The organism is Vibrio iocasae (assembly GCF_042245395.1).
In the GTDB taxonomy this organism is placed as follows: Bacteria; Pseudomonadota; Gammaproteobacteria; order Enterobacterales; family Vibrionaceae; genus Vibrio; species Vibrio iocasae.
Genome location: NZ_CP145310.1, coordinates 1,351,151 through 1,363,109 on the forward strand (window position 1 = coordinate 1,351,151; position 11,959 = coordinate 1,363,109).

Annotated in this window: 11 protein-coding genes and 1 riboswitch; of the genes, 6 read left to right on the forward strand and 5 right to left on the reverse strand. The window is 43.5% G+C overall.

Features of this window, described 5'->3' with window-relative positions:
* Nucleotides 1-8: 8 nt before the first annotated feature.
* Nucleotides 9-611 carry a hypothetical protein gene (locus SNR28_RS06070; RefSeq protein WP_375748317.1) on the reverse strand — a complete coding sequence of 201 codons (603 nt, stop codon included), beginning with the start codon at nucleotides 609-611 and terminating at the stop codon, nucleotides 9-11.
* A 133-nt stretch (nucleotides 612-744) separates the two neighbouring features.
* Nucleotides 745-1,287, reverse strand: coding sequence for an RNA polymerase sigma factor SigZ (sigZ, locus tag SNR28_RS06075; RefSeq protein ID WP_375748318.1), 543 nt, complete (start codon nucleotides 1,285-1,287; stop codon nucleotides 745-747).
* Nucleotides 1,288-1,428: 141 nt separating this feature from the next.
* Between sigZ and SNR28_RS06080 the strand changes: the two genes are divergently transcribed.
* Nucleotides 1,429-2,145 (forward strand): glutathione S-transferase family protein, encoded by a 717-nt coding sequence (locus tag SNR28_RS06080; protein ID WP_375748319.1) that lies wholly within the window; start codon nucleotides 1,429-1,431, stop codon nucleotides 2,143-2,145.
* A 66-nt stretch (nucleotides 2,146-2,211) separates the two neighbouring features.
* On the opposite strand, the gene SNR28_RS06085 is transcribed toward SNR28_RS06080, so the two are convergent.
* Entirely contained in the window at nucleotides 2,212-3,135 is a 924-nt protein-coding gene (locus SNR28_RS06085) for an aldo/keto reductase family oxidoreductase (protein ID WP_375748320.1), read from the reverse strand.
* A 99-nt stretch (nucleotides 3,136-3,234) separates the two neighbouring features.
* Between SNR28_RS06085 and SNR28_RS06090 the strand changes: the two genes are divergently transcribed.
* Both SNR28_RS06090 and SNR28_RS06095 read left to right on the forward strand, forming a co-directional pair.
* Nucleotides 3,235-3,645 (forward strand): XRE family transcriptional regulator, encoded by a 411-nt coding sequence (locus SNR28_RS06090; protein WP_375748321.1) that lies wholly within the window; start codon nucleotides 3,235-3,237, stop codon nucleotides 3,643-3,645.
* 90 nt (nucleotides 3,646-3,735) lie between these two features.
* Nucleotides 3,736-4,782: an alpha/beta fold hydrolase gene (locus tag SNR28_RS06095; RefSeq protein ID WP_375748322.1), complete on the forward strand. Its 1,047-nt coding sequence runs from the start codon at nucleotides 3,736-3,738 to the stop codon at nucleotides 4,780-4,782.
* A gap of 10 nt (nucleotides 4,783-4,792) precedes the next feature.
* Here SNR28_RS06095 and SNR28_RS06100 read toward each other — a convergent pair whose 3' ends face one another.
* On the reverse strand, nucleotides 4,793-5,368 hold the full coding sequence (locus SNR28_RS06100; RefSeq protein ID WP_375748323.1) for a hypothetical protein: 576 nt from the start codon (nucleotides 5,366-5,368) through the stop codon (nucleotides 4,793-4,795).
* 188 nt (nucleotides 5,369-5,556) lie between these two features.
* On the opposite strand from SNR28_RS06100, the gene SNR28_RS06105 reads away from it, so the two are divergent.
* On the forward strand, nucleotides 5,557-7,608 hold the full coding sequence (locus SNR28_RS06105) for an alpha-amylase (protein WP_375748324.1): 2,052 nt from the start codon (nucleotides 5,557-5,559) through the stop codon (nucleotides 7,606-7,608).
* A gap of 178 nt (nucleotides 7,609-7,786) precedes the next feature.
* Nucleotides 7,787-7,886, forward strand: a riboswitch (purine riboswitch).
* 67 nt (nucleotides 7,887-7,953) lie between these two features.
* A complete protein-coding gene (add, locus tag SNR28_RS06110) occupies nucleotides 7,954-8,952 on the forward strand; it encodes an adenosine deaminase (protein WP_375748325.1) in 999 nt (332 codons plus the stop codon).
* 65 nt (nucleotides 8,953-9,017) lie between these two features.
* On the opposite strand, the gene SNR28_RS06115 is transcribed toward add, so the two are convergent.
* Nucleotides 9,018-11,027 (reverse strand): methyl-accepting chemotaxis protein, encoded by a 2,010-nt coding sequence (locus SNR28_RS06115; protein WP_375748326.1) that lies wholly within the window; start codon nucleotides 11,025-11,027, stop codon nucleotides 9,018-9,020.
* A gap of 222 nt (nucleotides 11,028-11,249) precedes the next feature.
* Between SNR28_RS06115 and SNR28_RS06120 the strand changes: the two genes are divergently transcribed.
* Nucleotides 11,250-11,888 carry an HAD family hydrolase gene (locus tag SNR28_RS06120; RefSeq protein ID WP_375748327.1) on the forward strand — a complete coding sequence of 213 codons (639 nt, stop codon included), beginning with the start codon at nucleotides 11,250-11,252 and terminating at the stop codon, nucleotides 11,886-11,888.
* Nucleotides 11,889-11,959 lie beyond the last annotated feature (71 nt).

The following is an 11,959-nucleotide window of genomic DNA, read 5'->3' on the forward strand; positions in this document are numbered from 1 at the left end:
ACTCAGCCTCACTCAACCGTTTTCATGCTTTGCAGTTGAGCAGACCAAAGCTTTGCGTTACTCGTATCATCCGCATTTTTGGCTGCCTGAATTGCATATTCGTATATCCAGGCAGTCGCATCAGGTGAGTAAGTCTGGAAATCCTTCTGAGACAGAAGTTCCAGATACAGCTCATAGCCTTTGTCAAACTGATTAAACATAGATGGTAAGGTGGTAAAAACGACCGCAGCATTCGCTTGTGCCAGATATGAATAAGGTAGCCCCATCACCAACTCTTCTTCATTCTGGTTTGATTTTAAAAGAGATAAACCCTTATCGATCTGAGCGATACCTTTCTCAACATGTTTCATTTTGTTCCATGGTAAAAAAGCATCACGGCCCAACAAGGTTTCCGAACTACCCAGATAAACAAGGTTTAAGGCGGTTGCCCCTTCTCTTGCTACGAGTTCGCTAAGAGCTTGATTGACGGGTTCTGTTTTATCGGTATCCCCCATCGCCGCCTGGTTATACATTGCGATAAAGTTGTTCGGTATCGCGGCAACGGCAGCACTTGTACCGCCTAACAATACAGACAACCCTACAATAGATGGCAATATCACTCGTCTAAGCATGTTTCTATTCCTTTCTCATTTTGCTTAGTTAAAGCATATAGACGAGAAATAGAGCTTTCTTTTCGATGCGATAAATGGGTGCTATCTGGAGTGAATGGTAACTGGAGCAGATAAGTGGATCGGAGAAATTAAGTTAACAGCCACTACAACCCTTCTTCTTGGCTTGATAATCGACAACCCCGCCTTTACTACCAAGGGTAAAGTCACAGCATTCACTGAACACTCCATGTAACTGCTTTCGACTCTTCTGGACTTTGGATTTTAAGGTGGAGTACTTTAATCCATGATTTTCAGCGTACTCTTTTTGTGACATTCCCTCTAACTCAATAGCAGTCAAAAGTGCTGCATCCTCTTCAGGCAAGCTATTGATAAACGGAGCCACACACATAGATAGCTCTCGTTTAATATCTTCTTCAGGTTCCTTGTGCCATAGTTCCTCGTCTGCTACCCCTTCCTCTTTGGCCCGCTGGCGATAAAAATCCATAATTGCATTATTGGTAACCTGAAAAAGCCAGGGTTTGATCTTATTGCTGTCATTAATGGTGGAAAAGTTTTTGTAGGTTTTAAGAAAGATATCTTGTAAAAGATCATCTACATCATCTTGATTTGATAGATTTTTATGTAAAAACCCTCTCAAGCTGGATTGATACTCCGACCATACTTTTTCAACGTTCATTTCTAATAGCCCTTAGGTAGAAATTTCTTTTCACTATACCAACGTAAAAATCTCCGACAAAAATATTTCATCTTTTTTTCGTCTTTTTGGAAACGCACCCGTCTTACTTGTGACATTAAAATTTATTAAAGAGGAAAACTAATGATCAAACTAATCAGCTTCAAAAACTGTCCTTTTGTACAACGTGTAATGGGTGCTCTGGAGATGAAAGAAGTGCCTTACGAAATTGAATACATCGAACTAAACAATAAACCGCAGTGGTTTTTAGATATCTCACCGAATGGTCAGGTACCTGTATTGGTAACCGAAGACAAGACCGTTTTGTTCGAATCTGATGCAATTGTTGAGTATCTCGACGACAAATACGCACCAATTGAAGAACTGACCCCAGAACAAAAAGCATTGGATCGAGCGTGGTCATATCAGGCAAGCAAACACTACATGCCACAGTGCAGCACCATGTCGAGTAAAGATAACGAGACCTACGAAACTCGTCTTGCTAATCTGGCTAAGTCGTTTGCAAAAGCAGAAGCAAAACTTGGAGACACACGATTCTTTAAAGGCGATTACATCTCTAATGTAGATATTGCGTGGCTACCGCTTTTACATCGTGCATTCGTGATTAAGGAACATGCTGGTATTGATATGCTGGAAGGCTTTCCTAAAGTACAACAATGGCAATCTGCTTTAATCGAGTCAGGACTGCCACAAAGAACGGTACCAGAAGATTTTATTGAAAGATTCGGTGGCTACTACCTAAAGAACAATTACTTTGCCTCTGTGATGAATGGCGAGAAACAAACATGTGCACCGTCAGGTTGTTCGACGAACAGTAAATCAGGTTCATGTTGCTGTTAAGCACTTAGAAAAACGCCACTCTAACATTGCATCAGAGTGGCGCTCTTGTGTTCAAATACTTAGTTTCTATGGCACACCGTGACCTTTAGACGCAACCCAAACTCGGAACCACTGCTCGCGTGTCAGTTCAATGTTTAATGCCTCTATTGCTGTCTTTACACGGTCCATTTTTCCTGAACCAATAATTGGCAGTGGATTTGAAGGAAGGCGTCTAACCCAGGCATAAATCACCTGATCTATCGAGGCGGCACCCACCTCCTCTTTGATCGCTTCAAGTTCGTTACGCACACGAACGTGTTGCTCTTCTTCTCCCCAGAAGATAGAGCCGCCACCAAGACATGACCAGGCCATTGGGCGAGTTCTTAACATCTGGAGTTGGTCCAACGTACCGTCATGGGCTACCTCGAAGTTCAGCGGGTTAATTTCTACCTGGTTGGTGACAAGCGGAACATCCAGGCGAGATTGAAGCAACTCAAACTGACGCGGTGAAAAGTTAGAAACACCAAAGTGTGATACTTTCCCTGCTTGCTTGAGTTCAGCAAAAGCTTCAGCCACTTCATCCGCTTCCATCAGTACGTCTGGGCGGTGAATTAACAGTATATCGATGTTTTCGACATTCAGACGCTCAAGTGAGCTGTTCACCGACTCCACAATGTGCTGCTTGCTTGTATCGTAATGGTTCACTTTGCGCTCAGGAAACTTATCCGAACACAGTTTGATATCGCACTTAGTCACAATTTCAATCTGGTCGCGGAAAGAAGGTTCGAGGGCCAGAGCTTCACCGAACAGCTTCTCACATTCGTAATTGCCATAGATGTCCGCATGGTCAACAGTAGTAACACCCAGCTCGACATGTTGTTTCAAAAAAGCAAGACGCTCCTGTGGTGACATTCCCCAGTCAGCCATTCTCCAGTAGCCCTGAACCAACTCAGAAAATTCTGGCCCTTGTGGTGCTATTTCCTTTGAAACTAAAGATACTTTATCTACCATCTGGTAGCCCTCCCGTTTGTCTTATGGGGTTCATCCTATGCTTGTTTATCCTGACTCTCAATGGTAAAAAAGATCAATTTCGAACCAGAGTACGAATTCATGAGTTTCGCAGAAAGATTACAATCATTAATAGGCCAAGAAAGCATCAGCGGCTTCGCTAGAAGAGTCGATTTAAGCGAAGGGTTGATCCGAAAATACCTAAAAGGCAGCGAGCCTAGTTTGTCCAAAGCCAATCAAATAGCAATTAAAGCAAACTGCTCACTGGAGTGGCTTGCAACGGGTTGTGGTTATCTTTATCGACAAGCAGAAGTGGTTGATATGGAAGCATTAGAAATTGCTCACCAAGCGGTTACCAAGAAGCCGATGACGGAAGCAGAGCAATTGCAATACCGATTGATTGTATCTGGTTACCAGTATCTAAGGGCACATAAAAAGTCTGACGGATACTTAGATAAAAGTGCAATGATTAGCTTCCTAAACCGTCATCCGAAAGAACAGAACCCGAATTGATGTCCGAGTCATCATGTCCGCGAAAACAAAGTAGAGCATTAACTCCAAATAATATATAACTTGGATATCAGCTGAATAAAGTACATCGTCATGAAAGTTTTAATCACCTTATTCTTGTCACTATTCCTGTCCACAATGATGTCAACTTCTGTCATTGCACTGGAGTACCCTCCAAAGCATCTGCCAGAGAGAATGACACAGCCAGAATCAGCGGTATGGAATACTTTCAAACTTCGACCTGATTTGACTATTCGCTACGTTTCCATCAAACCAGAGATGCCCAAGCGAGGTACCATAGTTATGGTCCACGGGATAATGGAGTCTCCTGAGTTCAACTACGAGTTGTTCCGCGACATGTTAAGCCTTGGACTTGAGGTTTGGGCTCTGGATCTGCCCGGTCATGGTAAATCCACAAGATGGCTCGAAAACAGCCACAAAGTGTTCATCGATGATTTTGCGACGTACACCGAAGCCTTGCACCATCTGCGTACCAAGGTGATGCCACCTGACATCGAGTCCCCTGTGTATTTAATGGGAACAAGCTTGGGTGGACATATTGCAACCCGCTACGTAGGTGAGTATCCCGGTTTCTTTGATGCGCTAATTGCACAAGTTCCAATGTACGGGATTAAAACAGGAAGCAAGCCTGAATGGCTTGTACGGACACTGGCATACCTGGCTGACTCCTTCGGTTTCTCCGACTCTTACGTATTGGGACATGGTGACTGGAAGTTATGGGATGATTACCAGCTAGAAAAGAGCTGCTGTACAACTGATCCAGAAAGAGACTTGGCAACAGTCTACTGGCGTATTTACGAACCAGAACTCACCATAGGTGGAACCACTTACCGCTGGTTAAACAAAGCGTACGACTCAATGGACATGGTCAACGAAGAATCGTTTCTGCAAAAGATAGAGATACCTGTCTTAATTCTTAGTGCCGGAAATGACAGATTAGTAACCAAAGAAGCGCACGACAGATCTTGTTCATTAATGAATCAGTGTGAGCAGGTATTTTTTCCTAAATCCAAACATGTTCCGACGATGGAGCGTGATGAAATTCGGGACAGAGCCTTAAGCGTTATTGATCAGTTTATAAGCGATAACGGCCTCTTACAGGAAGCGCCCGTTAATTAGGGCGTGAGAGTTACATGAGTTGGTAAAAACGGATGATGATCTCTTTATCGCTGCTAATAAACTCAGCATAGCGGTCTGACTCTGGTCGCTCAAACTGGCTTTTAGGCACCAGTATCAGCTTGCGAGGCTTGGTGATCGACCCTTTGTTCATAAACTTCATCACTTCACGATCAACCTTGTAAACAGGCTTGCTTTGCAACTCTTGTTTCACATCAATCGTCGTATCACCGATAGTCACTTTAGAGAGCACATAGTCATCTTTTCGAAGACTAAGCTGCAACTCTGAATAGTTAGCCGGACTAAACGGTGCGTGTAACTCTACTTTCGTTACTTGCTCGTTCTCAACCCACACATAGCTGTCTACCAGCGTAGTGTAGTATCGAGTCGGTTCAGAGCAATACTCTTTTCCCTCTTCGATTCCACAATCAAAAAGCCCTTCCATTTGATTGAGTGAGCTGACATCAAAATCACGGAAATCTTCAGACATCATGGGTTCTAACCAAGGCAAAGAAAGCGATGTTGTCCGAGCTAAAGCAGGCCAGTTGGCTAAAGCAGACAAAATAAGTATCAGATGAACAGTTTTCATGACGATTTCCAAATAAAGAACCTTTTTAATATAACGTTTGAACACTCCGCTGTCCTACGCCCCTTCAGGGATTAGAAAGCAGACAAAATTTGATCAAGTTAACGAAACGGGGCGTAGGGGCACAGAATGATGTCGATGACACTTCCTTTATTTATCATTCAAATAAATAACTATAGGAAGGTTTATTGATGAAACGCTCTGCTCTGTTTTTGGCTCTAGCGTCAGTATCCCCGATGCTGATGGCAGCCAACTTATCCATATCGACCACAACCAACAGCCGTAACTTCCCACTGTCAGAAGCGGAACCTTTGGTGGTACCACTCACTAAGGATAGCTACGTTCTTAAGATTACTGATACAAAGGGAGAATGTAAGGACCCCGAGAATCAGAGAGTGCGCTTTAATAACCCTCTGGCACTAAACTGTGGTGCGCCAACTGAGCTCCCAATCAAAATCCGCTTTAGTGGTGACTATGCATTTGTGTATGACGCAGTTGCTAACACGATTCTTATCAAGCGACAGCCTAAGAAAGCGGCAAAAACAGAGTTTAAGCGACCGCTGCCAACCGTGCAGTGTGAAAAGTATGATGGTGGTGAAGTCACTGTAATGCTGGATGGTTCATATGCAGACGGCACAAAACTACGAGACGCATACAGTGGCGATATCGTGACTGTTTCAGCAAACAAAGTATCCGTAACACCTTCTGTGAACAGTGGTGGACTGGTGTTGCTAGAGCCTGTCGAAAAAACCGCGCGTTCAGGTAATTTAGACTGGCGCAACGCTAATATCTATTTCGTTATGGTAGATCGTTTCAATAACGGTGACCAAAGTAACGATCAAAGCTACGGCAGACAAAAAGATGGGAAGGACGAAGTAGGTACTTTCCATGGTGGTGACCTTAAGGGTGTTATTGAAAAACTCGACTATATCCAGAGCCTTGGCACTGATGCCATCTGGCTATCTCCTATCGTTGAACAACAACATGGCTTTGTTGGTGGTGGAGAAAAAGGGTCGTTTCCATTTTATGGCTACCACGGGTACTGGACACGCGACTTCACTAAGATTGATGAGAACTTTGGTCAGGATGAAGACTTAAAAACTCTGGTCGAAGAAGCGCACAAGCGCGGCATAAAAATTCTGCTCGATGCTGTGCTCAATCACTCGGGCTACTCAGCAATCGCCGATCTTCAGTTTGATGGTATCGATGTGGTCACTCCATTAAGCAGTTGGCCTGATCAGTGGGCGAAGTGGAAACCAACCGGCGACGATAACTGGCACAGCTACCATAAGCAAGTTGATTACGGAAACCCAAACTGGGCTAACTGGTGGGGTCCGGATTGGGTTCGTACCGGACTACCGGGTTACCAAGCTCCTGGCAGCAGTGACACCACACTTTCCCTGGCTGGTCTTCCTGACTTTTTAACTGAGTCTGATAAACACGTTACCCCGCCTGAATGGTTGCTAAAAAACCCGGGAACGAGAGTCACCAGCAAAGAAGGTTATACCGTTGCAGATTATCTTATCGAATGGCAAACCGACTGGGTAAAACGTTTTGGTATTGATGGTTATCGAGTAGATACCGTTAAACATGTTGAGGGTGATGTCTGGAAACGCCTTAAGTCTGAGGCATCTTCAAGCCTAGAGCAGTGGCGCAAAGAAAACGGCAAAAACGGCCAACCATTTTTCATGATGGGTGAAGTGTGGGGACACACGGCATACCGTAGCCCTTACTTTGACGATGGCTTCGATGCGCTTATCAACTTTGATATGCAGAAGAAAATGGACAAAGGTGCAGTTTGTTTAACCGAAATGGATCGCACATACAACAGCTACGCAAACACCATGGTTGAAGAGGCGGACTTTAATCCAGTTAGCTATATGTCTTCACATGATACGGAGCTGTTCTTCTCGCGCTTTAAATCATTTGAGATGCAGCGCGGTGCTGCGAGCGCACTTCTGCTAAGTCCGGGTGCAGTTCAAGTCTATTACGGTGACGAGGTTGGCCGGAACATTGGCCCTTACGCTGATGACTTCCATCAGGGTACTCGTTCAGATATGGTTTGGAAACTGGATGATAAACAGCAAACCTTGCTGACTCACTGGAAAAAACTGGGCAAGTTCAGACAAGCTCACCCGGCGATTGGCGCAGGTAAACACGCTGAAATTAAACAAGACGGTGCATACGTGTTCTCAAGAACGCTCGATGATGACAAGGTAATTGTCGTATTCGCAGGCAAATAGACACTATCTCCCTCTAAATCCTCAACCTCTAAATCATGGAGGTTGAGGATATTTCCAACAATTCTCTACTATAATCTGCTGTATTAATAATATTTTAACGATTGCTCTTCAATTTAGTATCAAATGATTTAGACAGTGGATAAAAATATCGTTAGTATTCACGCCCAAGTTTCGCCCCGAATGAAACTTAACGTAACTTCGTATAATCCCAATGATATGGTTTGGGAGTTTCTACCAAGAGCCTTAAACTCTTGATTATGAAGTCTGTAACTTTATTTTTGTCACTTACAACAATATCGGTGATTTTGTTGTCGCTGATTATTGTCCTAATAAAGGTAGAGACTCATGAACTATTTTGACCTTCCTAAGATTGATCTACATTGCCACCTAGATGGTAGCGTTCGCCCTGAAACTATTGTCGATCTGGCAAAACAACAAAATATTTCACTACCTACAGAAGATATCGAGCAAATCCGCGATTTGATGATCGCACCTGAGACCTGCCCAAATCTTGATGAGTACTTAAAGCGTTTTGAACTTCCTATTTCTGTTATGCAAACAGCAGAAGCGATTAAGCGAATTTCATTTGAAGTGTTTGAAGACGCAGCAAAAGAGAACGTTAAGTACCTTGAAGTGAGATTTGGTCCTCTATTACACCAGCAAAATGGCTTGTCCCTTGATGAGATCATTTCAAGTGCCGTAGAGGGCATGCAGAAAGCAGAATCGCTGTACGATATTAAAGGTAATTTTATTCTATGTATTTTGCGCCATATGCCAAAAGATAGAATTAATGAGGTGATTGATACCGGTGCTAAATACTTAGAGAATGGTGTCGCAGCTTTCGATTTAGCTGGTGGAGAAGTACCTGGTTTCTGTGAAGAGTATATTCCCTACGCGAAATATGCTGCAAAGAAAGGATTCCACATTACCATCCATGCCGGAGAGCAAGGCTCCGGTCAGAACGTGTTTGATGCCATTAGTATGCTTGGAGCAGAGCGTGTGGGCCATGGTATTCATATCAAAGGCCACCAGCAAGCATACGATCTGGTAAAAGAGAAAGACGTTGCGCTTGAAACTTGTCCAAGCAGTAATGTTCAGACCAAAGCGGTAGATGATCTAAAATCTCACCCAGCCAGCAAGTTTTTGAGAGACGGTGTGCCAATCACGATTAACACCGACAACCGCACTGTGTCGAACACCACGATGACGGATGAAGTTCGTAAAGTCATTGAGGAGTTTGAGCTGACAGAAGAAGAGTACTTTGCCATTTATCAAATAAGCGCGGTCTCTTCATTTGCATCAGACTCTGTTAAACAACACTTGTTGACGTATTTACCTGCATAATACTGTTCATTTCTATACCAAACAGGCCAGCAATCATGCTGGCCTGTTTTTTGTTAACGCCTCAATTAACTGTATCGATAAGGCTGCTTAAAGAAAGAGAACAACTCTTTCATCTTTTCTTTATCTGTAGCAGAAATTGATTCGAATCGAATGCCATAAGTGTAGTAATCATCCTTCTGAACACTGTGAACGATTTTTGCGCCAATAGACAAACTCGACCCCGTAGTTTTGGAGATTTCATCTGGCATAAACAGTTGAACGGTGACCATTTGATCACTATTAAACTCGGAACTAGAGCGGATTTTTAGCCCCTCCATACTGATATCGTGAGTAAGTCCATCCGCTGTCACACCAGCTTGCATCAAGTTAACCCGAACTTTGTTTTGCGCCCTGGGCGTTCGACGCTGTTCATTGCCTTCCGTCTCAATTGTATCGTTTAGCTCGGTAACAAATCCTCGAAGCTGACCATCCAGTTGTTCAGAAATATTGTAAAGATCGCCCGCCACCATTGATGTTGTTTTGGCCTTGCCACTACTTTCAATCAACACACTAAACAGATCTTTTAGGCGACTATCCAAGTATTTGAGTTTAGTCGTTTGTTCCTGATTGTAGCTGGAAATCACGGTCGCGCTCTCTGTCGTTTTACTTATACCATCCGACATAGTGGTAAACGACTCCACTGTCTGGGCAGATTTCTCCTGCGACTGGTGTACTGCACCTACCACCCCTTGCATAGAGTTAACAGAATTCTCAACTTTCTCCATTAACTGACTGATCAGCTCTGATATCTCACCACTGGAGCTAGATGTACGTGCAGCCAGATTACGAACTTCATCAGCAACCACAGCAAATCCTCTGCCCTGCTCTCCTGCCCTCGCCGCTTCAATTGCAGCATTAAGAGCCAATAAGTTAGTTTGGTCTGCAATGTTGTGAATAGACTCGGTAATCTCATTAATTTGTTCTGTAAAAGCCTTCAGCTCATGCATCTGCTCAGCAGTTTGGTTCACCGAATCGACTGCAATGTTCAGCTCATTAATACTCTCATTTACAACAATGATGCCCTGCTCCGCCATTTCGAGTGTTTGTCTGGATTCATTAGCAGTCGTATCGATGTGCTCACTGACTACATTCGACGTATCCAGTAGCGTATTAACGGCTTCCAACACCTGGGTAGAGCTTTCCTGCTCTAGTCGGTTACTTGAGGAGATTTCCGCCGAAACAGCTGAAACTTGTTGCGCCGAGTGCGCCATTTGACGGCTATTTTGTTGAACAACATTAATCACATCATGCAGTGAGACTCTCATCTGCTCAACGTTACTGGTCAGTTTACCCATCTCATTGTTCAGGTGCTTGTCTTCACCATAGTCTTTCAAATCACCTGATGTAATGCGACGAGTCGTCTTAACCACCTGGTTAATTGGATTTACTATATTTCGGGCAATGATACCTGAAAGCACAATAGCGATAAGCAACGAGATAATGGCAGCAATAATCTGGTTTCGCTCCATCACAAGAATGTCGTCTTCCGAAGCCTGGCTAAACATCACTACCGCTTTGTTCATTGACGCCAGTACCTTCACGCTGTGTCCACTCAGTGCTTCCAGAGCTTTAACATCGTAACCATTTTTCGAAATCTGCTCGATCTGTCGCTGCTGCTCCAACCAGAGTTTTTTAACCTGTTCCAACTGCACTGCTATGGCCTGGGTCGCTGGCGGCAACTCTACAGCTTGCTTCATCCCAAGGTCTAAGTAGGTACGCCCACCAGACGTCAGCGCATCCAGAGATACATCAAACAATTTCTTGGTATTCTCGATGGAAGATAATTCTGGCTTACTGTTCTGCTGATTTGCTACGTGAAGAGCAAGCATAAACTCTTTTGTGAGTTTCTGACTCAACATCCGTTGACGACCCGCAATATTGATCACCAATCCATCATTTTTCTGTTGAGCTAATGAGATAACGGTGTAGCTAACCAGGCCAGAAATAACAGCAATAAAAAGAAGAGTGAGTATCTGTAGCTTTCTCTTGACGCTAAAGTTTGCAAAGCTCAGATACGATGAGCGACTGACTGACATTGAATATCCTTATATTTATAAGCGCTTTTATTATGTTCAATATAAAACTAGACCGTTGAGCATATTGAATCAAGCGCATAAGTGTGAATTAAGTAATAAAATTTAAGGATTTAAGTTAAATTGAGCTCAATATAAAACCATAATCAAAATTTAGAACTAATGGTTCTGTTTGAAGTCATATAAAACAATATTTACTAAACTGATTGAGTAGCCCTAGAAATCATGATTAACGCACTTTTATTCGATATGGATGGATTGATTTTCGATACCGAAGGTCTTTACAAAACCGCCTGGCAAGCCGCAGCCCGCGAGCAAAACCTTGCTCTGACCGATGAGCTATACCGCAATTTTATTGGTGTTCAGGATCCTGCTTGTGAGCAGATGCTCATCGAATGGTTTGAAGAAAGACTGGATATAGAGCGATATAGAAATGTAAGAGATTCTCAGCTTAGCCAGTTAAAAAAAGGGCAACCCGATTATAAGCCTGGATTTGATGCACTGTTTACCAAAGCAAAAGCAGAAGGTTTGAAAATCGCACTGGTTACGTCATCTTTCCTGAAAGATGTAAAACATCATTTTGAAGGTTCAGGCTATCTGGAACAGTTTGATGCGGTTATTACCGCTGAAGATGTGAAAAATGGAAAGCCAAACCCCGACTGCTACTTAATGGCAAGCAGTCAGTTAAACATCGAGCCGTCACATTGTTTAGTGCTTGAAGACTCTATTAACGGGATGTTGGCTGGTTTGAATGCAGGCTGTCAGGCAGCAATGGTGCCCGACCTATTGCCACCAAATGATGAGATAAAACAGCGAGCAACTGTTCTCGCTCACTCGCTGGAAGAGATAATTGAACTCATCTAAGCCTACTTAATCTTTATACTTGGGGGGGGTGGCTCTTTGAACAAAGATGCTTTAGCAAGTTACACTCATCT